Below are 23,064 nucleotides of genomic sequence, written 5' to 3'. Positions count from 1 at the left end.
ACCGCAGCTAGGATGGATCGTCAGGATGAACGTGCATCACGAACTCGATTGGTTCATCGCCATCGCCGAGGCGGAGAACCTGACCGCCGCCGGCGAGCAGGCTCATGTCTCGCAACCGACGCTGTCCCGCTTCGTCGCACGGTTGGAGCGAGACGTCGGGGTCGCGCTCTTCGATCGGCATGGTCGGCGTCTGGTGCTCAATCGGTTCGGGCAGGTGTACCTCGAACGCGCGCGCCGTGCGCGGGTGCAGCTCGATGCCGCCCGCCGCGAGATCGACGAGATGCGGCGGCCGGCGCGAGGGGTGGTGCGACTGGCCTTCCTCCATTCCTTCGGCGTCACGCTGGTACCCGATCTGATCCGGCGGTTCCGTGACGAGAACCCGCAGGCGCGGTTCACCCTGACCCAGGACGCCGCTGCCACCGTCGTCGACCATGTGATCGGCGCAGACGCCGATCTCGCGATCGTGTCGCCGCGTCCGATGCGCACCGACATGGCCTGGTTCGCGATCGCCGAACAGAAGCTCGCCCTGGTGGTGCCGTCCGATCACCGGTTCGCTGATCGCACCACGATCGGTCTCGCGGAGGCGGCCGATGAGGAGTTCATCGTGATGGAGCGAGGTTTCGGCATGCGCCGGATCTTCGACGAACTGTGCGCGGCGGCCGACATCGCTCCGACGATCGCATTCTCCTCCGCCGAGCTGGCGACCATCACCGGTCTCGTCGGTGCCGGGCTCGGGATCGGGGTCGTGCCCGTCGACGACGCCGATCGCAGCCCCGATGTGGCCCTCATCCCGCTGACCGGCGAATCGCGCGAGATCGGCCTGACCTGGTTGCGGTCGCGTCCCCTGCCCGACGCCGCCGAGAGGTTTCGCGACTTCGTCGTCCGGCGTATTTCACCTGACTAACAGGCTTTCTATTGTCGCTTTTCCATTGTCGCTCTCTATTCCCATCGCGACGGGGGGTGTTTATCGATGGACTCGTTTGTTAGTTTCGGTGAGGCGATTTGCCGAAAACGAACTGGAGGCGATGAACAGAATGCGACGTAATGTCATCCGAGGAATTGTCGTGGGTGCGGCCCTGGGGGCCGCAAGTCTGGCATTTCCGACAATGGCGACGGCGGCGCCGGTTTCAGATACGAACTGCGCCAAGACTTCGACCCCTACCAGCGCAAACGGGTGGGGGAACACCTTCTCTGACGAGCAGGGCCAGGCGGGGAAGGTGACGGCGACCAAGGTCGTCGACGACGACGGTTCGCTGGAGTTCATGACCACCGCCGACAAGCCACGTGAGGCGTCTTATCACGGCGCAGGTCAATTGCCTTTGGCCGACGTCGCGAAGAAGCCGCTGACATTCGAGAAAACAGCCGGCAACGCGAATTGGCAAATACGTGTGACCGGCGCGAACACTGGTGTGAGTGGCGGATTCGCGACATTTGTCTGGTCTGCTCCGGCGGGTGCCGGCAAGGAAAATGCCGCCTCGTCGAATCAGTGGTGGTCCACGCGCAAGATCGGTGACATCCCGAAGGGTCAGAACGCCACGCTCGCGCAGTTCGCGGAGGCCGCCAACAGTGACGGACACAAGACCGTTGTCGATCATTACGGCATCTCCAGCCAGCCGAACGAGAAGTCCGGCAAGGTGAATGTCGACAACGTGTCGTTCAACGGCTGCACGACGAACTTCGCCGCCACCGGCGCAAGCGGAGCCTTCGGATCGCTGGATTCGCTCATTCCCTGATCTCTCCCGACAACCGCACAACGGGCCCGCGACAATGATGGTCGCGGGCCCGTTGTGATCGGATGGCGTCTGCTGACCACCGATCAGGAGGCACCATGACAGACACCGGTTTCCAGACCGTCACCGTCGACTGCCCGGCCGGGAACGTCGTCGCCCGGCTGGACGGGGACATGATCCGGGCGACCGGCATCCCGTACGCGCGCGCCGATCGATTCGAGGCGCCGGTGCCGGAACCGTCGTCGCCGGAACCGATCGATGCCACATCGTGGTCGCCGGCCTGCCCGCAGAACGAGACCGAGGATCTGCTCCGGAGTCGGTTCGGGGAGGTCGCGCTCGGCAACCTGCCCGAGGACGAACACTGTCAGCGTCTGTCGGTCACCGTGCCCGCCGACCGCAGGCCCGACGAGTCGCTGCCGGTCATGGTGTGGATACACGGTGGCTCATACGTCATGGGCGCGGCGGATGCGCCGTGTCACGATCCGGCGAGTCTCGTCGTCGAGCAACGGGTCGTGGTCGTCGCGGTAACCTATCGGCTCGGTCTGTTCGGGTTCATCGGCGACGGTGTCCACCGCCCGGCGAATCTCGGCCTGCTGGACATGATCTCGGCGTTGCGCTGGGTCCAACGGAATGTGGCCGCATTCGGCGGCGATCCGGAGGCCGTCACGCTGTTCGGCGAATCCGCGGGTGCAGACGCGGCGGCGCATCTGATGATCGCCGAGGGGACCGATGGCTTGTTTCGGCGGGTGATCCTGCAGAGTGCCCCACTCGGACTCGCGTCCGGGCGTGCCGGCATGTATGCGGCGATGGCCGATGCGACGAGCCACCTCGATGCGATCACGCCGGCCGACGAGATGCTGGCGACACAGAAGGCTCTCGCCTCGGGCGGCGCTGTGCTCCGGCACGGTCTGCGGGCGCTGATGCCGTTCGGCACGCAGTACGGCCATGCACCGCTGCCGGCCGAGGACGACGTGGACGTCGCGTGGGAACAGCGGGCCGCCGATGTCGAGGTGCTCGTCGGGTGGAACGAGCGTGAGGTCGCGTTCTTCGCCGACGCAATCCCGGGCCTCGGCGCGTTGCAGAAGCTGCCCGTCGTCGGCCCGAAGCTCTACGAGTTCGTCATCAGGCGGCTCACCCGGACCGTATATGTCACCGCCGCAGAGGAATTCGTCCGACGGCATCGGCGAGCGGGCGGCCTCGGCGGACAGTACGTCCTGGAGTGGGGGATACCGGGGCACCCGCTCCGCGCCGCGCACACCGTCGACATCCCGCTGCTCTTCGGCGACCGGTCGACGTGGGACGGTGCGCCGCTCCTCGTCGGACACCAGTGGCCCGAGGTGGAGGCCAACGGGCGTCGTATCCGGCAGATCTGGGCGGATTTCGCACGAGGGGGATGGACGCCGCCGGCCGACGTCCCGGGACTGATCCGGTTCCCACGAGGCTGATCCCGCCTCACTGATCCCGCCTCGCTGATCCCGTCCGCTGGTCCGACCTCACCGGTCCGGCCTGTCGCCGGCGCCGTGCGCAGTAGTGTCTGATCATGGCGCGGTGGTTCGATCAGACGATCGTCGACACAGGTCGACTGCCGCTGTTCTTCCTGCTCATCGCCTTCATGTTGACCTTCCTGTTCATCCGTCTCAGCGTCCGCATGATCCGCGCCGAGGTCAGCTGGTGGCCCGGGAACGTGACGCCCGGCGGGGTCCACGTGCATCACGTCTTCTTCGGGATGATGCTGATGCTGTTGTCGGGGTTCGGATTCGTGGCCGTCGACCCGTTCCGCACACCCGTCCTGGACTGCACGCTCGCCGCCCTCTTCGGTATCGGAAGTGCCCTCGTCCTCGACGAATTCGCGCTTCTGCTGCACCTGCGCGACGTCTACTGGTCCGAGGAGGGGCGAACATCGATCGACGCGGTGTTCGTCGCGATCGCAGTCGGTCTGCTGTTCCTCGTGGGGTTGCAACCGTTCGGGGTGACCGATGTGGTCGGTGAGTATCGCGACGCCGAGGACGCGACGACGCGCATCGTGGTCCTGGTCGTCCTGGTGGTGAACCTCGCGCTGGCCACCATCACCCTCCTGAAGGGCAAGGTGTGGACGGGGCTGGCCGGCTTGTTCGTTCCGTTCCTGCTGTGGTTCGGCGCGATCCGTCTCGCCCGACCGCACTCGCCTTGGGCGCGCTGGCGCTACCGCACCCGGCACCGCAAGCTGGCGAAGTCGATCTCCCGTGAGGAGCGGTTCCGGAAACCGTTGATGCGGTGGAAGATCGTCGCGCAGGAGGCGGTCGCCGGCCGATTCGGTGTTCCCGACAAACCCGCGCTGCAGTCACCGCGGTCACCGGTCGCCGCCGATCTCGGGGAGCGGGTGCCGGGCGCGCTGGCCTCGGCGATCCGGTGGCGGCGTACCCGGCGACAGCTGCGTACCGTGCCGACCTGGCGTCTGCCGGTCGTTCTGGTGACCTCTGCCATCATCGCCGCGTGGGTGACCATCGGCCTCGACGAGGTCCTGGAGCTGCAGGTGGACGCCGGGACCCTGGCCACCCTGCTGAGCGTGATCGCCGGGTCGATGGCGACGCTGACCGGCCTGGTGTTCACCGCGGTGACGCTGGCCATGCAGTTCGGTGCCTCGTCGATCTCGGTGCGGGTGATCCCGATGCTCCAGCAGGAGCCGGTCATGCGATGGTCCACCGGGTTCTTCCTCGCCACCTTTGTCTACAGCGTGATCATCGCGATCGACCTGTCGGTGGGCGACCCGAACGGGCCCACCCCGGGGCTGTCCACGGCGATCGCATTCGTGCTGACCACCGTCAGCGCGTATCTGTTCATCGCTCTGGTCGTCAAGGTCGGCGCCATCCTGAACACCGCGCACCTGCTCCGGTGGATCGCACATGACGGCCGGACCGCGGTGTACCGGCAGTACCCGCTCGACACGTTCGCCGAGACTCTCGGTGCGGCGACACCGGAGCCCGTTGTCGACGCGGTCGAACTCCCGGTGGAGGTCATCGCGATGCGGGACATCGCGACGCGTGGCCGAATCCTGCTGGCGGTCAACGTCGCACGACTGCATCGCTATGCGATCGACTGGGGTGTACGGATCGAGGTCCTGGTTGCCGTGGGCGACCATGTCCCGCAGGGCGTCCCGGTGGTCGAGGTGCGAGGCGACGTTGCGAAGGTGGATACGCCGCGGGTCCTCGGATGTCTGCTCTTCGGCGATGCACATCAACCGTCGGTGAGTCCGGCCGCTGCGCTGCAGGCGATCTCCGACATCGCGCTCAAGGCGATGTCGTCGGGAGGCAATGATCCGACCGTCGTCGTGCAGGCGCTCGATCACACCGAGGAACTCCTGCTGATGCTGGCGCCTCGGGTGCGCGCCGCGGATGTCGCCGAGTCGGGCGCGGTCGTCACCGGCGTCCGGCGCACCTGGGCGGACTACCTGGCGATCGGCACCGACGAGATCCGCAGGCACAGCGTCGGACAGGCGCAGGTGCAACGTCGCCTCCGGGCTTTGTTCACCACTCTGCTGGCGGCGTGCGCCCCCGGCCAGCAGGATTCGATCCACGAGCGGCTGGCGATGCTCGATGCCCAGGCCCGCCGGGACTGGGTCGACGATCTCGACCGTGATCTGGCCTCGGCGGCCGATCGTCAGGGCTACGGATCGGAGTGGGGCCGCCTGTGGGTTCCAGCGCAGGATCCCCGGCGCCCCGTGACACCGGACGATCGGCGCGAGGACGGGCCGTAGCTCACACGGCGTCCCGAGGCTGCGCCACTCCCGGTGCCGGCAGTCCGGTCATGAAGTCGGCGGCCAGACCCAGCGCGCGGCCCGATTCACGGGAGAACCGCGGGAACATCTGGAACACATGGCCTTGGTCGGGCCATTCCTGTAGCCGGACATCGCCACCCGCCGCGCGGAACTCGCGGTACATCGCCCGCGCGTCGTCGCCCATCACCTCGAGTGCGCCCACCTGGATCAGTGTCGGCGGCAGCGCCATCCCGTGGTGCAGTGCGATCCGCATCCTCGGGTGATCCGGCCCCGCCGAGCCTGTGTAGAGACGCAGGATTCGCTGTGCCGCAACGGCATCGATGATCGGATCACGTACTCCGCGAAGCTGGCTGGCGACCGCCAGATCGAACGTCGGGTCGTACAGGGGCGAGAACATCACCACCCCGGCCGGCTGTGGTGTGCCGGTGTGGTGGTTGTCCGCCAGCAGATCGGCCGCGAGGTGGCCGCCGGCCGAATCGCCGGCCACGATGATCCGGTCGGCACGGAAACCCGCGGCCAGCAGCCAGTGGTAACCGCGGATCGCATCGTCGCCGGCGGCGGGGAAGACGTACTCGGGCCCCAGACGATAGTCCAGGCTGAAAGCCGACCAGCCGGTGCGGCGGGAGAGTCGGGCCACCAGGCCCCGGTGTGTCCGGGCGGAGCAGACGACGTATCCGCTGCCGTGGAGGTAGTAGATGATCGTCTGGTCGGCGGTCGCGGGCCGGGCGGGACCGGCATGTGCACCGACCCATTCGCCGCGGACCCGACCGTGACGGGCTGCGTCGCCGTCGTCGAAGACCTCCCGTACGGTCTCCACCTTCGTCCCGGTGGGCGCAGGCGACATGGCGACGAGTGAACGGTTCACGCCGGGCCGCATCGCGCTGATCAGCCGAGCTGGTGGGACGGCACCACCGAGGCCCGCGGCCGTCATCAGCGGGTGGGAGACGCGCGAGAGGTATCCGTTGACCGCACGGGAGCGCCAGGAGCCGCGTCCGGAGGGCGGCCACCGCTGCTCCGAGGTGGGCGTTCGCACCCTCTCGACGCTAGAGGATCCGCGCGGCCACAGGAGTGGATCCGGCGCAGTCGGCAGGGGCGGTCGATTTTGGGCGGGTGACGGGGGCCAGAAGGAGCCCCAGATGGCGGGTACGCTGCGGAAACATCACAGTTGTGCTATCCGGATTTCGATACCAGGTACCCGGCGTGAGAAAATGACTCACAATGCTTTCGCAGAGCAGGGTGGTGCCGGGTAGAGCAGCTCGATCCCGGGTGCGCCGTCAGCAACGACGCTGACACGGACACCGCTACATGGCTGGAGAAGACTCCCAGGTCAGCCCAAGGATTCGGGGGGATTCGCGACAAGCCGGTGGTCGGTGTCCACGGACACGTCAACGGTGTCCCACGGACACATAACGGTGATTGCGTGCGCAGTGTCGCGCACAGAGTGAGGCGAACTTATGAAGCATGCTCCGGGCCCTGTGGGGCTGTATGACCCGGCCAACGAGCACGACTCCTGTGGTGTCGCATTCGTGGTCGACATGCACGGACGACGTAGCCGCGACATTGTCGACAAGGCGATCACCGCACTCGTGAACCTGGAGCATCGCGGAGCCGCGGGCGCCGAGCCGAACACCGGCGACGGTGCCGGGATCATGATCCAGGTGCCGGACCGGTTCCTGCGCGAGAGCGTGGACTTCGAGTTGCCGGCCGAAGGGTCCTACGCCACCGGTATCGCGTTCCTGCCGCAGGGCTCCGAGGACGCGCGGGTGGCCTGCGAGGGCGTCGAGAAGATCATCGAGGCCGAGGGCCTGACACTGCTCGGCTGGCGCGAGGTGCCGACCAACGAGAACTCGCTCGGCGCGCTGGCACGCGACGCGATGCCGACGTTCCGTCAGGTCTTCATCGCGCTCGCCGGGAGCGAGGCGGGCGGGCGCAAGGCGAGCGGTGCCGAGGCCATGGAACTCGAGCGGAAGGCGTTCGTCGTCCGCAAGCGTGTGCAGGCCGAGCTCGGCACCAAGGGTGCCGGCGCGGACGGCCCGGGCCGCGAGACCGTGTACTTCCCGAGCCTGTCCGGTCAGACCTTTGTCTACAAGGGCATGCTGACCACCCCGCAGCTGCGTGAGTTCTATCTCGATCTGCAGGACTCCCGCATGGAGAGTGCTCTCGGGCTGGTGCATTCGCGTTTCTCGACCAACACGTTCCCGTCGTGGCCGCTGGCCCACCCGTTCCGGCGCGTCGCGCACAACGGCGAGATCAACACCGTCACCGGCAACGAGAACTGGATGCGGGCGCGTGAGGCGCTGATCGACGCCAGTGCGTTCGGTGACAGCGAGGTGGCCGACAAGATCTTCCCGACCTGCACGCCCGGGGCGTCGGACACCGCACGTTTCGACGAGGTGCTCGAACTGCTCCATCTCGGCGGTCGCAGCCTGCCGCACGCGGTGCTGATGATGATCCCCGAGGCGTGGGAGCGCCACGAGTCGATGAAGCCGGAGCACAAGGCGTTCTACGAGTACCACTCGGCACTGATGGAGCCATGGGACGGACCGGCATCGGTGTGCTTCACCGACGGCACCGTCGTGGGCGCCGTGCTCGACCGGAACGGGCTGCGCCCGAGCCGCGTCTGGGTCACCAAGGACGGCCTCGTGGTGATGGCCTCGGAGGTCGGCGTGCTCGACATCGACCACGCGGACGTGGTGCAGAAGATGCGCCTGCAGCCGGGCCGGATGTTCCTCGTGGACACCGCCGCCGGTCGCATCGTCGACGACGAGGAGATCAAGGACGAACTCGCCGCCGAGCACCCGTACCAGGAGTGGCTCGACGCGGGCCTGGTCCACATCGACGACGTCGACGCGTTGCCGCACGTGCACATGGCCCATGACCGGGTCGCGCTGCGCCAGCAGGTGTTCGGCTACACCAACGAAGAGCTCAACCTGTTGGTCGCGCCGATGGCCAAGACCGGCGCCGAGGCGATCGGCTCGATGGGCACCGACACCCCGATCGCGGTGCTGTCGGCCCGCCCCCGCATGCTGTTCGACTATTTCCAGCAGATGTTCGCCCAGGTGACCAACCCGCCGCTGGATGCGATCCGCGAAGAGGTGGTCACCAGCATCGGCGGCACCATCGGTCGCGAGGCCGACCTGCTCCATCCCGGCCCCGAGTCGTGCCGGCAGATCATGCTGCCGCAGCCGGTGCTCGACAACGACACGCTCGCCAAGCTCGTCCGCATCGACGACAACGACGATCTGCCGGACTTCAGCAGTGCTCACATCCACGGCCTGTATCCCGTGGCCGAGGGCGGCGACGGACTGCGTCGCGCACTCGACGAGGTGCGCACCAAGGTGAGCGCCGCCATCGCCGACGGCGTCTCGATCATCGTGCTCAGCGACCGGGAGTCGGACGAGAAACTCGCGCCGATACCGTCGCTGCTGCTGACCGCGGCCGTGCACCACCACCTGGTGCGTGAGCGCAAGCGCACCCGCGTCGGGCTCATCGTCGAGTCCGGTGACTGCCGCGAGGTTCACCACGCGGCCGCGCTGATCGGCTTCGGTGCCGCTGCGGTCAACCCGTACATGGCCTTCGAGTCGATCGAGGACATGGTCGAGCGTGGCGCTCTCGGCGACATCGACTTCCCGACCGCGCGTAAGAACTACATCAAGGCCGCCGGCAAGGGTGTGCTCAAGGTGATGAGCAAGATGGGTATCTCCACCCTCGCCTCGTACACCGGTGCACAGCTGTTCCAGGTCATCGGTCTGTCGCAGGACACCGTCGACGAGTTCTTCACCGGACTCAACAGCCAGCTCGGCGGCATCGGCCTCGACGAGATCGCCACCGACGTCGCCACCCGGCATGCAGTGGCGTTCACCGAACGGCCGACCGAGCGAGCGCATCGCGAGCTCGAGGTCGGCGGTGAGTACCAGTGGCGTCGCGAGGGTGAATACCACCTGTTCAACCCGGACACGGTGTTCAAACTGCAGCACTCCACCCGGACCGGGCAGTACAAGGTCTTCAAGGAGTACACCAAGCTCGTCGACGACCAATCGGCGAAGATGGCGTCCCTGCGCGGCCTGTTCGACTTCAACTTCGGTGACCGCGACCCGATCCCGATCGACAAGGTCGAACCGGCGAGCGAGATCGTCAAGCGGTTCTCCACCGGCGCCATGAGTTTCGGCTCGATCTCGGCCGAGGCCCACGAGACCCTTGCCATCGCGATGAACCGGCTCGGCGGCCGGTCGAACTCGGGTGAGGGCGGCGAGGACACCCGCCGGTTCCACCACGACGAGAACGGCGACTGGCGGCGCAGCGCGATCAAGCAGGTCGCATCCGGCCGCTTCGGCGTCACCTCGCACTACCTGACCAACTGCACCGACATCCAGATCAAGATGGCGCAGGGTGCGAAGCCCGGCGAGGGCGGTCAGCTCCCGCCGCACAAGGTCTACCCATGGGTGGCCGAGGTGCGCGGTTCGACGCCGGGCGTCGGCCTGATCTCGCCGCCGCCGCACCACGACATCTATTCGATCGAGGATCTCGCTCAGCTGATCCATGACCTGAAGAACGCGAACCCGCAGGCTCGGATTCACGTGAAACTGGTCTCCGAGGTCGGGGTGGGCACGGTTGCCGCGGGCGTCTCCAAGGCCCACGCCGACGTGGTGCTCATCTCGGGCCACGACGGCGGAACCGGCGCGACGCCGCTGACGTCGATGAAGCATGCGGGCGCACCATGGGAGATCGGTCTCGCCGAGACCCAGCAGACGTTGCTGCTCAACGGCCTTCGCGACCGCATCGTGGTCCAGGTCGACGGGCAGCTGAAGACCGGACGCGACGTCGTCGTCGCGGCGCTGCTCGGCGCCGAGGAGTTCGGCTTCGCGACCGCCCCGCTGGTGGTCTCGGGCTGCATCATGATGCGCGTGTGTCACCTCGACACCTGCCCGGTCGGTGTGGCCACCCAGAACCCGCTGCTGCGGGAACGGTTCACCGGCAAGCCGGAGTTCGTCGAGAACTTCTTCATGTACATCGCCGAAGAGGTGCGTGAGTTGCTCGCCCGCCTCGGCTTCCGAACCCTGCAGGAAGCCGTCGGGCACGTCGAGACCCTCGACACGGCAAAGGCGCTGGCGCACTGGGGTTCGGCGAAGGCAGGCAAGCTCGATCTGTCGTCGGTGCTGGCCATGCCGGAGTCGCCGTTCATGAACCAGGACCTGTATTGCTCCGGCACGCAGGACCACTCGCTGGAGAAGGCGCTCGACCAGCAGCTGATCGCACAGAGCCGGGAGGCCATCGATCACGGCACCCGCGTCTCCTTCGGCTCCAAGATCACCAACGTCAACCGCACCGTCGGCACGATGCTCGGCCACGAGGTGACCAAGGCCTATGGCGCACACGGGCTTCCGGACGGCACGATCATGATCGACTTCACCGGCTCGGCGGGTAACAGCTTCGGCGCGTTCGTGCCCAAGGGCATCACGCTCCGGCTGGAGGGCGATGCGAACGACTTCGTCGGCAAGGGGCTGTCCGGCGGACGCCTCGTGGTGCGTCCGGCGCGTAACGCGCCGGAGGGATTCGTCGCGGAGGACAACATCATCGCGGGCAACGTCATCGGGTTCGGCGCCACCAGGGGGAAGATCTTCCTCCGGGGTGTCGTGGGCGAGCGGTTCTGCGTGCGCAACTCGGGCGCGACCGCCGTCGTCGAGGGCGTGGGCGACCACGGTTGCGAGTACATGACCGGCGGTCGGGTGGTGGTGCTCGGCGACACCGGGCGCAACTTCGCGGCCGGCATGTCGGGCGGTGTCGCCTATGTGTACGACCCGTTCGACAAGCTCGGGGACAACCTGAACACCGAACTCGTCGAGATCGAGGAGCTCGAGGCCGAGGACGTCGAGTTCCTGGCGGGCCTCGTCGACGAGCATCGCGCCGAGACGGATTCCCCGGTCGCCGCGGCGATCCTCGACGACTGGGAGACGACGCAAGGCAAGTTCGCCAAGGTGATGCCGCGCGACTACAAGCGCGTGTTGCAGGCGATCGACGCCGCCGAGCGCGATGGACGAGATGTGAACGAAGCGATCATGGAGGCCGCACGTGGCTGACCCCAGGGGTTTTCTCAAGCACACCGAACGGGAGCTGCCCGACCGTCGTCCGGTCGAACTGCGGCTGCTGGACTGGAAAGAGGTCTACACCGACTTCGACAAGTCGGAGTTGAAGACTCAGGCCAGTCGCTGCATGGATTGTGGTATCCCGTTCTGCCACAACGGTTGCCCGCTCGGCAACCTGATCCCGGAGTGGAACGACCTGGTCTACAAGGACCAGTGGCGTGAGGGTATCGAGCGGCTGCACGCGACCAACAACTTCCCGGAGTTCACCGGTCGGCTGTGCCCGGCACCGTGTGAGGCGTCGTGCGTGCTCGGCATCAACCAGCCGGCCGTGACGATCAAACAGGTCGAGGTCGAGTTGATCGACAACGCCTTCGAGAGCGGCTGGGTGACTCCGGTGCTGCCCACCGAGAAGACCGGGCGCTCGGCCGCCGTGGTCGGTTCCGGTCCCGCGGGTCTCGCTGCCGCACAGCAGCTCACCCGTGCCGGACACGACGTCACGCTGTTCGAGCGTGCCGACCGGATCGGTGGACTGCTGCGCTACGGCATCCCGGAATTCAAGATGGAGAAGCGGCATATCGACCGCCGTCTGGCCCAGATGGAGGCCGAGGGAACCGTCTTCCGGACCGGCGTGAACGTCGGCGTCGACATCACCGTGGAGCAGCTGCGCGCGGACTTCGACGCGGTGGTGCTGGCGAATGGTTCCACCATCGGCCGTGACCTGCCGATCCCGGGCCGTGAGCTCGACGGTGTCCACCAGGCGATGGAGTTCCTGCCGCAGTCCAACCGGATCCAGCTCGGCGACACGGTGGAAGGACAGATCACCGCCAAGGGCAAGAAGGTCGTCATCATCGGCGGCGGCGACACCGGTGCGGACTGCCTCGGCACCGCGTTGCGCCAGGGCGCCGAGGTGGTACACCAGTTCGAGATCATGCCCAAGCCGCCGATCGAGCGTGCCGAGTCGACTCCGTGGCCGACCTACCCCCTCATGTACCGCGTGTCGTCGGCGCATGAAGAGGGCGGCGAGCGTGTCTTCGCGGTCAACACCGAGGAGTTCACCGGCGCGGACGGCAAGGTCACCGCGCTGAAGGCGCACGAGGTCGCCATGCATGACGGGCGGTTCGAGAAGGTCGAGGGCAGCGAGTTCGAGCTCGAGTGCGACCTCGTCCTGCTGGCCATGGGCTTCGTCGGCCCCGAGCGTGCGGACTTCCTCGACAAGCTCGGGGTCGAGTACGACCAGCGCGGCAACATCAAGCGCGACGACGACTTCGCCGCTGTCGGTGTGCCGGGCGTGTTCGTGGCGGGCGACGCCGGCCGTGGGCAGTCGCTGATCGTGTGGGCGATCGCCGAGGGCCGCTCGGCCGCCGCGGCCGCCGACGCGTTCCTGGCCGGCCGTACCGATCTGCCCGCGCCGATCGTCCCGACGCAGGTTGCCCAGCGCTGAGTCACCCGGACTTCCGGGTCACCGATGCGAGTCGTCGGACTACTGGGTCACCGAACCGATCCGTTTGTTTCGGGTACGAAGCAATACCAGGTCATCCATGATTTTGTGGTGCACGGGGCCGGATATGTAGCAGAGTGGAGGGGTGCTCCCGTACCGGTGGCATCTCGACGCCCTGACCCGACGGGAAGACCATGACGACTACAGAGGTGGATCACCCTGCGAGGCGATCCCGTCCCAAGGACCGTAAGCAGCGGATCCTGCAGACGGCCGCAGACATGTTCCGCGACCACGGATACCACGGGGTCGGGATGAGCGACATCGCCGGCAACCTCGGTATCGTGCCGAGCGCCCTCTATCGGCATTACCGAAGCAAGCACGACCTGCTGGTCGCGGTGCTGGATGCCGCGCTGGTCCGTTATGAGTTGGCCGTCGAGGGCGTGGACGACTGGGAGACCGCGACCGACCGGATCGCGCAGGCCGCCCTCGACGCGCGGGCCTTCGATGTGCTCTGGTCCCGCGACAGCGGGAACCTGTCCCCGGCGGAGTACGACGTGCTCTACGAACGACTGCGGGGCGTCGGACGCCGTGTCGCCGCGATGATCGAAATGGGTGCCGAGGCCGGCTGCGTGCCGGCGCGCACCACGGCGTGGGCGGTCTTCGCGGCACTGGACTGGCCGGGTCATCGGCCGCTCGCGGTGCCGGCCGTCGATCAACGACGAACCCTGGCATCGGCGGTCGACGCGATCGTGGTCGCCGGCCGCCAGGGGGTCGGCCACGAATCGGGTGGTGCCTCGATGTCCCCGGCGGATGCCCTGTCCGCGTCCGATGCCGTGGCCGGTCTGCGGCCGGTATCGCGCCGGGAAGCGTTGCTGGGTAAGGCGATCACCATGTTCGCCGTCGGTGGGTACCAGACCGTTAGCCTCGACGACATCGGCGATGCGGTGGGGATCGCCGGCCCGAGTGTGTACAACCATTTCGCGAGCAAGCGCGAGATCGTGGCGTCCGGGGTCAGCCGCGCGTTCGAATCGTTGTGGCTCATCCTGGGGCAGGTCCTGCGCAGCACGTCCGAGCCGCGACAGGCGCTCGACGATCTGACCGACCACTACGCGCGCTTCGCCTATGATCACTGGGATCTCGTCACCGTCTGCCTTTCCCACTCGGGCATCCTCGACGACACCGAACGCGCGGCGCTCGAGCGGACCTACCTCGACTATGTGGGCGAGTGGCGGCGACTCGAGATGGAGTGCCGGCCGGAGCTGACCCCGGACGAGGCACAGGCGCTGGTGGACCTCGCCCTCGCAGTGATCAACGGCGTGGTGCGTATCCCCACATTGCGAAGTCCCGATCTGCCGGAGGCCGCACGCCACCTGGCGCGGGCCGTCCTCGAGGCGCCGATCATCCGGCCCACGCGCTGATCGGCGGCACGGGAGTGCGCGTCAGATCTGGAGGAGAGCCGAGGTCATCTGGCGCTCGACGGTGTCGGCGAGCCGGCCGAAGGCGACCTGGCCGATCGGATCGGCAAGCCGGGCAAGGCCGTTGAACTCGACATGAGCGTGGTAGGTCACGATGGTCGACGTACCGTCGCTCGTACCGAATGTCATGTCGTCCACGGAGGTCGCGGTCTTGTTGGTGCCGGTGAACGTGAGGTGGTCGGCGTCGTCAGTGGTCAGTTCGTAGGTGAGGTCGGTGGTGATCCCGTACAACTGGGTGACGTTGTGCCACTTGGTACCCAGTCCGATCGGGTCGGTACCGATCTGCTCGCAGCTCTGGGTGCCCGGGTCCCAGTCGACGGCGTTGGCGAAATCGCGGAGATAGGCGACGACCTCGTCGAGCGGACGGGCGACGGTGAACGTGCGGGTCACATCGACCACGGGAACTCCTCTGCATCGGGGACCATCGGCGAGCCCGCCCCGCCACCGTCGCGACGCGAACCCGTCAATGATTCGTCGCCGAAGAGATTCCGGATGGGCGTCCACGCACTACACTCGTGAGACGAGCCGGGCGCGAGGGGAGTGGTCCACGATGCGGCTGCGCGGGATGATCGCCTCCACGGCCGCCGTGATCACGGCCGTGGGGATCACGGTGGGTGTCGGGTCACCGTCGGTGGCGGCACCGGCCGGATGTCCCGCGATCTACGTCCTCGCGGTTCCCGGTACCTGGGCCAACGGCCAGAGCCCCGGCATCCTCGGCGCCGTGACCTCGGGGCTCGGGCCGGAGACCCGGGTGCAGTTCGTCGGCTACGACGCCACCGCATTCCCGTGGGAGAAGGCGATCTACGGAAAGTCCAAGGCGCAGGCGGTGGCCAACACGACCGGACTGGCCGCGGCCATGCTGCGCCGTTGCCCGGGGACCCGGATCGCCCTGACGGGATACAGCCAGGGCGCCGATGCCGCCGGCGACGTGGCATCGGAAATCGGGACCGGCCGGGCCGCGATCCGGCCGGGTCAGGTGGCGGGCGTGGTGTTGATCTCCGATCCCCGCAGATCGCGGCGGGACAATCTGATCGGACCGCCGCTGACCGGCGAGGGCAGCGGCGGACCGCGACTCGATGGCATGGGGTGGGTCAAGCCGCGGGCCTTCACGATCTGTGAGCCACTCGACCTGTACTGCAACGTTCCTCGCGACTACTTCATCACGAGGATCGTGGGATATCTGGCGGAGACCAGCGACCCGACGCCGAGTCAGATCGGCCAGTACCAGGCGGAGGCCGGAGCCATCGTCGCCGAGCTCCTCACCCTCGGCGGACCGGGAAAGATCGTCGAGGAACTGAGCAATGCTCGTGCGCGCGAGCAGATCACGATATTCAACGCCTTCCTCAAGTCGGGTGCGCACGGCAACTATGCGGCGTTCCAGGTACGCCCGGGCGTGACCGCGGTGCAGTGGGCCCACGACTTCCTGGCCCGCCTGGCGTAGGGCTGCCCGGTTCACGTCCGGCATGGCGTGAGAGCGCTGAATCGTGGGATTTGGCAGCCACCACGTTGCACAAACACATACTGACCGGCGAGAGTGGATGAGTGCGCGTTCTCGTGGTGGACGATGACCACAATGTTGCGGAAACCGTCAGACGGATGATGGTTGCCGAGGGCTGGGTCGTCGATGTGGTGAATGACGGCGTTGCGGGTCTCGAGAAGGCCGTCAGTGAGAAGTTCGATGTGGTCGTCCTCGACATCATGATGCCGGGGCTCAACGGATACGAGGTCGTGCGTCGTCTGCGTCAGTCCGGGGTGTGGACCCCGGTCCTGATGCTGACGGCGAAGGACGGCGAGTACGACCAGGCCGACGCATTCGACTTCGGCGCTGACGACTACCTCACGAAGCCGTTCTCGTTTGTTGTGATGATTGCGCGACTGCGAGCGCTCGCGCGTCGGGGCGCGCCCGAGCGGCCGGCGATCCTCACCGCGGGTTCGCTCACCCTGGATCCGGCGGGTCATGTGGCGCACCGAGGGGATGTCGCACTGACGCTCACTCCGCGTGAGTTCGGTGTGCTCGAGTTCTTGATGCGGCACAAGGGGCAGGTCGTCACCAAAGCGGAGATTCTCGATTCCGTCTGGGACATCAATTATCACGGCGACGAGAACGTCGTCGAGGTCTATGTGAGTTACCTGCGCAGGCGCATAGACACCCCATTCTCTTGTCGCGCAATCGAAACAGTTCGCGGAGTCGGTTACCGACTGGCGGCCGACGGCGGTTGCTAGACGTCCCATGCGGTGGTCGGGAGCGTGAATCCGACGGTCGCCCCGCCCGTCGGAGAGTCTGTGACGATGACGTGACCGTGGTGGGCCCGCACGATCTCGGTCACGATCGACAAGCCGAGTCCGGAGCCGCCACTGCTGCGGGTCCGCGTCGTGTCCAGGCGGACGAATCGCTCGGTGACCCTATTCTTTTCGTCATCCGGTATGCCGATCCCATTGTCGGACACGGTGATCGTGACGGACTTGGCCGACTCATCGCGCGCCATCGCGAAGGTGAGGGTGTCGCGGGTGTGGCGGGACGCGTTGTCGGCGATGTTTCGCAGCGCCCGCCCGAGTTTCTCGCCGTCGCCGCGCACGCGGACCGCGACGATCTGAGCATCGATCGTGTGTCCGGTGACGGCTTCGAGGCGCGCGACCTCGGCGCTGACGACCTCGTCCAGGTCCACATCGCCGACCCGCAATGGCACGCCGCCTTCATCGGCGCGAGCCAGTAGAAGGAGATCGGCGACCATCCGTTGCAATCTGAGTGCGTCGGGCAACATCACGGAGTCGACGGTGTCCGGGTCGATCGGTGTGTTCTTGGTGCGGGACAGGTCGAGTAGGCCGACCAGCGTGGTGAGCGGGCTGTTCAACTCGTGGGAGGCGTTGTTGACGAACCGGAGCTGTTGGGTGCGGGCGATCTCGATCCGACCGAGCATTTCGTTCATCGTGGTTGCCAGCGTGGCGATCTCGTCACCAGTCGTGGGTACGGGTACGCGCTCGGCCATGTCGCCCCCAGAGATGGCCTCGACGCGGCGTCGGATGTCATCGACGGGCCCCAGCGTCCGACCCACGAAGTAGTGGGTGAGGAGGGCCATGACGATGACGATGAGCGGGAACACGATGGAGCAGAGGATGCCGACGGTCAGCACGGTCGAGTTGATCGGTGCTTCGGCGGCGCCGACCAGAACGCTCAGTGGCCCGTCCGGAGTCATGACTCCACGGGCTGTTGTCTGGTATTCCGCCTCGGAACCGCACATCGCGACGGCGCCGTGGATGGTCAGCTCCTGACCGGGCGCGACGGGGGGAGACATCGGGCAACCGTATTTGGGGTCGTTGACGAGGAGGATGTTCCCGTGTCGGTCGATGATCTGGATGACCGCGATGTTCTGGGCCGTCGCGAGGAGACCGGGGTCCACCCCGTGCAGGCCTTCGGAGGACAATTCGCGGGAGATCTCCTGTGCGCGGGCGGAGGTTCCGGCATCTGCGGATCTCAACAGCACGTGATGAAGGGCCACGACCATCAGAACTGCGGCAATGCCGAGTGCGAGCGTGACCAACCCGGTGGCGAGCAATGTCAATCGTGTGCGAACAGGACGCAACCAGCGCACCAGGCGTTGGTAGACGTTCATGAGTCGGGTTCGCACGCGACGACTGTAGCGGGAACGCGTTCAGCCGGGACGCCGATGAGCAGTTCGGACCCATGCAGCGAATGTTGTTCCGTCCAGACGCCACGTTGCCGGATACGTCACCCGTGGTCGGCCTGGATGAGGATCAGCCCTGCCGTCAGGGCGGAGACGGCGGCGATGAACAGGAAGGCGACGGCCACGTTCACAGCCGTGGTGCGCGGATACCGACTTGCTGCCATCAGCAGGGACATCGTGAACGCAGCGAGCGGTCGGGTCACTTGGCGCGCTCGGGTCCTGAGCGACCTGGCATCCCTGCATGTCGCCGTGCGAGCGCCGTCGATGGTGATGGTGGACAGTTCGTCTTGGTAGACAGCCGTATAGGCGGCTTCACAACGCTGCTCGAACTCAGGTACCGACAGCATTCCGTCTGCCAGCGCCGCCCGCAGAGCGCGTGCTGCCGCTTCTCGGTCCGTCGGGGACGCACGCGGACGGATAGGCCGTGGGTCTGTGTATCGCTGCGTGGTGGCGTCGGGCACGTGCAGATAGATCCTTCGACGACGGCTCGCAGATGTGGTCCGTTTTGATACCGGGGCGAGGTGAACGAACGGTGCAACATGAGATGCACCAGGCCGATTGTGCGACCACGAGGCTTAGGAGACTCTGAGTGAGCACCCCAGCCGTAGGTGGCGCACAGTCCGGTGGTCTGGTAGTGCCGCTGATTGATCGCAGAGATCGACGAGTTGCCGGTGGGGGTCTCATGGCCCGGCGGCCGGCCCGGCTCAGCGTCTCCTAAGCATGTCGGGTGCATCGTGGGCAGATGCGCTCCACCCAGCTGAGGACGATCGCGGGTCTTCTTCTCATGGCGGCGGTCTGCGTTTTCGGCATCGGGATGATGCTGGACGGGATGCCGCTCGGACTCGACGATCTCGTCATGAACGCGACGGTCGCGTGGCGTAGTCCCGCGGTCACCTCGGTTGTCGGAGAGTTGACCCTGGTGTTCAGCCCGCTTGCCGTCACCGTCTGGACGGCATGCGCCGCAGCGTTCTTCGTCATCCGGGACCACGCCGTTCGACGCGCATTTCCGCTGGTTGCATCAGTTGCCGCAGCCGGTCTGATCGGTGAGATCATCAAGATCGTCGTACATCGCCACCGGCCGCCGATCGCCGACCAATTGGGCACACTCGAGACGACGTACTCGTTCCCATCCGGACACGTCACCGGGACAACGGCCTTCGTGTTCGCCCTGGCGTTGATCGCCACCACGCAGTCGACCCGTCTCACCAGGATCGCGGCGCTGTCGGCCGCCGGTCTGATCACCCTGGTGGCCGCATGTACCCGCATCTACCTCGGTGTCCATTGGGTGACCGACGTCGTGGCCGGTGTCTGCGCGGGCCTCGCCGTGGCCCTTGCCGTGCCGATCTGGGCTGAGGCGTTGTTGCGCACCCTGAGCAGACACTCTCCAGATAACCTGCGACGCTACATCGTCCAGGTCATCCCACAAAGACCGACATCCGACAATGACCGACATCCCACAATGACCGACATCCGACAATGACCGACACGGCATCGGACAGGTCCCGCCGCTCGCCCGGACGGCGACGGGTCACCGTTGCCGTGATCGCGACCGTTTTGGTCGCAGCGGCCCCACTCATCCCTCTGGAGCTCGGTGTCGCCTACTCCGGCGACGGAAGCCCGCTATCCGCTGTCCGCCTTGACGAACGTGCCGCCATTCTCGAAGGCGCGGAGTGGCTCGCTGCCCGACACCCTGGTCTCGACCATCGCGGCGTTCACAACGAGCATGTGTTCGACGGGTCGTGACCGAATTCTCTGACGTTCGCCTGGCTCGACCGTGGCAGGAGTTCGTCGGGTGTTCGTGCGGTTCGGCGCTGCGTGGCACGTTGTCCTGTCACCGTTCGCTTCTCAGGCGGTGTCACATCCATACGGCCCGGGAGCCGCTGTCGCCGATTCGGTAGACCGTGACCACCGATCCTATTGCCACGACCAGTGTCGCGGCGCCGAGCACCCAATCGATGGTCCGGTAGGCCCGCCGGGACAGATGGAAACGGTTGGCTGCGTACGTTCTCACGCGTGCGTCGTGCACAGCCCACCAGAGAAACGTCAACGCGAACAGTGGACCAGCCCAGTAGATCATCTGCTCGCCCAATTGGGTGTGGCGCTCCACGGCGTCGGTGTGCGGTACCCGCGCCTCGAGCGCTTCGCCTGCGGAGGTGGTGAGCGGCACCGCTATCAAGACGGCCAGCGCGACGAGGGGGACAAGGAATCCCAATCGCCGGCGTGCGGCGGGCCAGAGCACGGCGAGAACCGCCATCAACGACGCCAGTGGCACGAGCACAACCACAGCGTGGACGAGCAACGGGTGCGCAGGTAGTCCATTCACCGTGTTCACGCCATCACTGTAAATCGGCACGGTTGAAAGGACGCTGAAAATCGTGCGGGCGTGGGCGGTGGTCAGGCTCCCAGCGCCCGGGCGAACATTGGCCACGACGCGTGCATCTGGTCCTGCCAATAGCCCCACGAATGTGTGCCGGTGGCGGGGAACCTCACCGTCGCCGGTATGTGCAGCTGGCCCAACCGCCGGGCGAGGGCGTCGGTGCAGTAGCGGGCCGCCACCTCGTCGAGTCCTCCGACGACCACCTGCTGGGCGAGTCGGCCGCCGTTCCCGGCGATTCTGCGGTCGGCGAGGTTGTCGTGATCACCGGGCAGTCCGGTTGCCGCGCTGATCCACAGCGCCGGCGTACGCCGTGCGAGCTTGTGCGCGTTGATGATCGGGTCCTGTGCCGCCCACTCGGGGTCGCCCGGTGGGCCATACATGTTGCTGGCATCAGCGCCGTCGGGGAGCCCGGTGACGATACGGACCATGAGTTGCCCTTGTACAGAGGCAGTCTCGGCGCACCCCGAGTACGCGCCGACCGCACGGTACATACCCGGATGGTTTTCGGCGATCCGCAACAGACGTTCCCGACATCGAGATGCCCGCGATACCTCGCGAACGACCTGGACCCGGTCGCCCATGGGCGCGCTCGAACGCCGCCGGAAGCTCCGACGTCACAAATGTCTCCCACCGGAGCGGTCTGGTGGTCTTGACCTCGAACCGGAAGTTTGCAGCGGGATCCACTCTTTGCCAGTCGGCGTAGTAGCTGGCCGCACCACCGATCGGTGTCACGGTCCACACGTTCTTGGCACCGTAGAAGGCGTTGGCGTCCGTGGCGTGTGTCCAGTCGTCCCCGTGTTCACCTCCGCTCGAGCCGTTCAGGAGGTACATGACCGGTGCCCCCGGGTTCCGGTTGGCCGGCGACTGCACCAGCACGGGCACTTGTGTGTCCATGGATCGTGACCACACCGATGCGACGAGGTTTCTCGGCGAGATCCGGGTCTCACGGTATGGCAGGGCAGCGCTCGCATGTGCGAAGGGGATGCCGTCCAACGTGTCCGCCGCTGCGACAGGTGGTCCGGTGACCGTTATCCCGGCGGCCGCCAGCGTGAGGACCAGCACGCTGACCCTCACGAGAAGAAGTGCGTACGACGTGCGCTGCATGCCGCGATGTTCCCATGGTCGGCCCGAGTTCGGGGCGAACTCAGCGAGCTGATCTGCCCGGTCGAGTGGTCTCACGGCCGAGCTTGTGCGATCCGTCGCACATCGGCGTGATGGAACTGCGTCCACACCGACACAGTGCAACGGTCGAACGTCGGACCGGGATTGGGCTACCGTCGGAATGGAAGAGATCAATCGGTCCTCGCACAAGCAGGGGCCCGCCGTCGCAGGCCACGATCGTCGTCGATGCGCCACGCCTGTCCCGGCCGTCGTCGTCTTGGAGGCAGTCATCGTGGAGGCCGGAGTCCATTTGTCCTCACCTTCCGCACACCCGATCGAGAGCAGTGGCGTCGACGCTACCAGTGCAGGTCAGCCACGAATGCCGCTTCCAGCGCCTCGTGGGCCATTGAGCTGCGCCGTCGTGTCGGCGCTCACCGGCGATGCCGTGGGACTCGACCGTCTGCGCGACCGTGCCGCTGCGGATCTGCCTACGGGCAAGGACTTTCTGCTCGACGAGGACATCGCGATCACGATGGCGATGCTCTACGAGCTGCACCTGCGGGGAATCGTGGGAGTGTCCGACGACTGGGAGTGGAATGCAGATCTTCTGGCAACGCGCGCGGTTCTCGAGGGCCGTTTTCTCGAGGCCGTCGACGACCTGGTCGGAATGGTGGAACGGCCGGACGACCTGGAAGAAGCTCTGTGGGCGGTCGGAAATGCCGACGACGGTCCGCCGCTGGCGTCGTTCATGGCACGAACGGCCGAATGCGATCATTTTCGCGAGCTGATCGTTCACCGATCGTTCCATCAGCTCCGCGAGGCCGACGTGCACACGATGGCGATACCGCGTTTGCACGGTGCAGCCAAGGCAGGCCTGGTCGAAGTCCAGATGGACGAGTACGGCGGTGGGTTCATCGAGAGGATGCACGCGACCCTCTACGCACGAATGATGCGTGCACTAGGGCTGAGCAGCGCCTACGCGCACTATATCGACGTGATTCCGGCGTCGACACTGGCTGGGGTGAATGCGTTGTCGCTGTTCGGCGTGCATCGCTCTCTGAGGTATGAGCTGATCGGTCATCTCTGCGCAGTCGAGATGACCTCGGCGCTGCCGAGCAGGAAATACAGTCGAGGGCTTGCCAGGCTCGGATTCGGCGCCGATGCGCGACTCTTCTTCGACGAACACGTGGAGGCGGATTCGGTTCACGAACAGCTCGTCGTCCGTGAGGTGGCCGGTCGACTCGCCGCCGAAGACCCCACTGCCGGGGCATCATTGATCCGGGGTGCCCGGGCCTGTGCGGCTTTCGATGCACTGGCTGCAGAACATGTCTGGCACTGCTGGGAGTCTTCCGAGACGTCCCTGCTGCGGCCACTCGAGGGCGTTACATCATGATTTTCAGCTCGGTTTAAGTGTCTGGGCATT

Annotated in this window: 19 protein-coding genes and 1 pseudogene; 11 read left to right on the top strand and 9 right to left on the bottom strand. The window is 66.5% G+C overall.

Annotated features, from left to right (window positions below):
* The first annotated feature begins 25 nt into the window (after window positions 1-25).
* The 4 genes from ACLQ3I_RS04560 (at window position 26) to ACLQ3I_RS04545 (ending at window position 5,463) form a co-directional block, all read left to right on the top strand.
* A complete protein-coding gene (locus ACLQ3I_RS04560; protein WP_425800218.1) occupies window positions 26-904 on the top strand; it encodes a LysR family transcriptional regulator in 879 nt (292 codons plus the stop codon).
* Between the two features lie 88 nt (window positions 905-992).
* Window positions 993-1,733: a hypothetical protein gene (locus ACLQ3I_RS04555; RefSeq protein WP_425800217.1), complete on the top strand. Its 741-nt coding sequence runs from the start codon at window positions 993-995 to the stop codon at window positions 1,731-1,733.
* Between the two features lie 95 nt (window positions 1,734-1,828).
* Window positions 1,829-3,175: a carboxylesterase family protein gene (locus ACLQ3I_RS04550; RefSeq protein WP_425793122.1), complete on the top strand. Its 1,347-nt coding sequence runs from the start codon at window positions 1,829-1,831 to the stop codon at window positions 3,173-3,175.
* Window positions 3,176-3,270: 95 nt separating this feature from the next.
* Entirely contained in the window at window positions 3,271-5,463 is a 2,193-nt protein-coding gene (locus tag ACLQ3I_RS04545) for a DUF2254 family protein (protein ID WP_425800216.1), read from the top strand.
* A gap of 1 nt (window position 5,464) precedes the next feature.
* Here the strand turns inward: ACLQ3I_RS04545 and ACLQ3I_RS04540 are convergent, their stop codons facing one another.
* Entirely contained in the window at window positions 5,465-6,517 is a 1,053-nt protein-coding gene (locus tag ACLQ3I_RS04540) for an alpha/beta hydrolase (RefSeq protein ID WP_425800215.1), read from the bottom strand.
* Between the two features lie 421 nt (window positions 6,518-6,938).
* On the opposite strand from ACLQ3I_RS04540, the gene gltB reads away from it, so the two are divergent.
* The 3 genes from gltB (at window position 6,939) to ACLQ3I_RS04525 (ending at window position 14,423) form a co-directional block, all read left to right on the top strand.
* The gene (gene gltB, locus ACLQ3I_RS04535) at window positions 6,939-11,561 is read left to right on the top strand and encodes a glutamate synthase large subunit (RefSeq protein ID WP_425800214.1); all 4,623 of its coding nucleotides are present in this window, start codon (window positions 6,939-6,941) and stop codon (window positions 11,559-11,561) included.
* Complete coding sequence (locus ACLQ3I_RS04530) at window positions 11,554-13,008, top strand: glutamate synthase subunit beta (RefSeq protein WP_425800213.1); 1,455 nt, start codon at window positions 11,554-11,556, stop codon at window positions 13,006-13,008. The genes gltB and ACLQ3I_RS04530 overlap by 8 nt, the downstream gene beginning before the upstream one ends.
* Before the next feature lie 191 nt (window positions 13,009-13,199).
* The gene (locus ACLQ3I_RS04525; RefSeq protein WP_425793113.1) at window positions 13,200-14,423 is read left to right on the top strand and encodes a TetR/AcrR family transcriptional regulator; all 1,224 of its coding nucleotides are present in this window, start codon (window positions 13,200-13,202) and stop codon (window positions 14,421-14,423) included.
* A 21-nt stretch (window positions 14,424-14,444) separates the two neighbouring features.
* On the opposite strand, the gene ACLQ3I_RS04520 is transcribed toward ACLQ3I_RS04525, so the two are convergent.
* Window positions 14,445-14,879, bottom strand: coding sequence for an SRPBCC family protein (locus ACLQ3I_RS04520; protein ID WP_425800212.1), 435 nt, complete (start codon window positions 14,877-14,879; stop codon window positions 14,445-14,447).
* A 151-nt stretch (window positions 14,880-15,030) separates the two neighbouring features.
* On the opposite strand from ACLQ3I_RS04520, the gene ACLQ3I_RS04515 reads away from it, so the two are divergent.
* Complete coding sequence (locus ACLQ3I_RS04515; protein ID WP_425800211.1) at window positions 15,031-15,921, top strand: cutinase family protein; 891 nt, start codon at window positions 15,031-15,033, stop codon at window positions 15,919-15,921.
* A 101-nt stretch (window positions 15,922-16,022) separates the two neighbouring features.
* On the top strand, window positions 16,023-16,703 hold the full coding sequence (locus tag ACLQ3I_RS04510; RefSeq protein WP_425793110.1) for a response regulator transcription factor: 681 nt from the start codon (window positions 16,023-16,025) through the stop codon (window positions 16,701-16,703).
* Here the strand turns inward: ACLQ3I_RS04510 and ACLQ3I_RS04505 are convergent.
* From ACLQ3I_RS04505 to ACLQ3I_RS04495, 3 genes and pseudogenes are all read right to left on the bottom strand, one after another.
* Window positions 16,700-18,091 (bottom strand): sensor histidine kinase, encoded by a 1,392-nt coding sequence (locus tag ACLQ3I_RS04505; protein ID WP_425800730.1) that lies wholly within the window; start codon window positions 18,089-18,091, stop codon window positions 16,700-16,702. The genes ACLQ3I_RS04510 and ACLQ3I_RS04505 overlap by 4 nt on opposite strands.
* Before the next feature lie 116 nt (window positions 18,092-18,207).
* Complete coding sequence (locus tag ACLQ3I_RS04500; protein WP_425793488.1) at window positions 18,208-18,366, bottom strand: hypothetical protein; 159 nt, start codon at window positions 18,364-18,366, stop codon at window positions 18,208-18,210.
* A 69-nt stretch (window positions 18,367-18,435) separates the two neighbouring features.
* A pseudogene (locus tag ACLQ3I_RS04495) lies at window positions 18,436-18,624 on the bottom strand (DUF1707 domain-containing protein); the annotation flags it as partial.
* A 281-nt stretch (window positions 18,625-18,905) separates the two neighbouring features.
* Between ACLQ3I_RS04495 and ACLQ3I_RS04490 the strand changes: the two are divergent.
* The gene (locus ACLQ3I_RS04490; protein WP_425793109.1) at window positions 18,906-19,643 is read left to right on the top strand and encodes a phosphatase PAP2 family protein; all 738 of its coding nucleotides are present in this window, start codon (window positions 18,906-18,908) and stop codon (window positions 19,641-19,643) included.
* A 375-nt stretch (window positions 19,644-20,018) separates the two neighbouring features.
* Here the strand turns inward: ACLQ3I_RS04490 and ACLQ3I_RS04485 are convergent, their stop codons facing one another.
* The 4 genes from ACLQ3I_RS04485 to ACLQ3I_RS04470 all read right to left on the bottom strand — a co-directional run bounded on the left by ACLQ3I_RS04485 (window position 20,019) and on the right by ACLQ3I_RS04470 (window position 21,951).
* Entirely contained in the window at window positions 20,019-20,495 is a 477-nt protein-coding gene (locus tag ACLQ3I_RS04485; protein WP_425793108.1) for a DUF2231 domain-containing protein, read from the bottom strand.
* 62 nt (window positions 20,496-20,557) lie between these two features.
* Window positions 20,558-21,031 (bottom strand): alpha/beta hydrolase-fold protein, encoded by a 474-nt coding sequence (locus ACLQ3I_RS04480; protein WP_425800210.1) that lies wholly within the window; start codon window positions 21,029-21,031, stop codon window positions 20,558-20,560.
* Complete coding sequence (locus ACLQ3I_RS04475) at window positions 20,931-21,434, bottom strand: alpha/beta hydrolase-fold protein (protein WP_425800728.1); 504 nt, start codon at window positions 21,432-21,434, stop codon at window positions 20,931-20,933. The genes ACLQ3I_RS04480 and ACLQ3I_RS04475 overlap by 101 nt, the downstream gene beginning before the upstream one ends.
* Before the next feature lie 250 nt (window positions 21,435-21,684).
* On the bottom strand, window positions 21,685-21,951 hold the full coding sequence (locus ACLQ3I_RS04470; RefSeq protein WP_425800209.1) for a CDGSH iron-sulfur domain-containing protein: 267 nt from the start codon (window positions 21,949-21,951) through the stop codon (window positions 21,685-21,687).
* A 69-nt stretch (window positions 21,952-22,020) separates the two neighbouring features.
* Here ACLQ3I_RS04470 and ACLQ3I_RS04465 point away from each other — a divergent pair, with 69 nt between their 5' ends.
* Complete coding sequence (locus ACLQ3I_RS04465; protein WP_425800208.1) at window positions 22,021-23,034, top strand: iron-containing redox enzyme family protein; 1,014 nt, start codon at window positions 22,021-22,023, stop codon at window positions 23,032-23,034.
* Window positions 23,035-23,064 lie beyond the last annotated feature (30 nt).

This window comes from Gordonia sp. DT101 (assembly GCF_049844895.1).
Lineage (GTDB): Bacteria > Actinomycetota > Actinomycetes > Mycobacteriales > Mycobacteriaceae > Gordonia.
The sequence above is the reverse complement of the archived record's forward strand: the minus strand, read 5'-3'. Positions and strand labels throughout refer to the sequence as shown.

Bases quoted from the DNA above. Each gene is read 5' to 3' on its own strand.
- ACLQ3I_RS04560 (WP_425800218.1), top strand. From the start codon at position 26: ATGAACGTGCATCACGAACTCGATTGGTTCATCGCCATCGCCGAGGCG.
- ACLQ3I_RS04550 (WP_425793122.1), top strand. From the start codon at position 1,829: ATGACAGACACCGGTTTCCAGACCGTCACCGTCGACTGCCCGGCCGGG.
- ACLQ3I_RS04545 (WP_425800216.1), top strand. From the start codon at position 3,271: ATGGCGCGGTGGTTCGATCAGACGATCGTCGACACAGGTCGACTGCCG.
- gltB (WP_425800214.1), top strand. From the start codon at position 6,939: ATGAAGCATGCTCCGGGCCCTGTGGGGCTGTATGACCCGGCCAACGAG.
- ACLQ3I_RS04525 (WP_425793113.1), top strand. From the start codon at position 13,200: ATGACGACTACAGAGGTGGATCACCCTGCGAGGCGATCCCGTCCCAAG.
- ACLQ3I_RS04515 (WP_425800211.1), top strand. From the start codon at position 15,031: ATGCGGCTGCGCGGGATGATCGCCTCCACGGCCGCCGTGATCACGGCC.
- ACLQ3I_RS04505 (WP_425800730.1), bottom strand. From the start codon at position 18,091: ATGAACGTCTACCAACGCCTGGTGCGCTGGTTGCGTCCTGTTCGCACA.
- ACLQ3I_RS04490 (WP_425793109.1), top strand. From the start codon at position 18,906: ATGCGCTCCACCCAGCTGAGGACGATCGCGGGTCTTCTTCTCATGGCG.
- ACLQ3I_RS04480 (WP_425800210.1), bottom strand. From the start codon at position 21,031: ATGTACCGTGCGGTCGGCGCGTACTCGGGGTGCGCCGAGACTGCCTCT.
- ACLQ3I_RS04475 (WP_425800728.1), bottom strand. From the start codon at position 21,434: ATGGACACACAAGTGCCCGTGCTGGTGCAGTCGCCGGCCAACCGGAAC.
- ACLQ3I_RS04470 (WP_425800209.1), bottom strand. From the start codon at position 21,951: ATGGACTCCGGCCTCCACGATGACTGCCTCCAAGACGACGACGGCCGG.
- ACLQ3I_RS04465 (WP_425800208.1), top strand. From the start codon at position 22,021: ATGCCGCTTCCAGCGCCTCGTGGGCCATTGAGCTGCGCCGTCGTGTCG.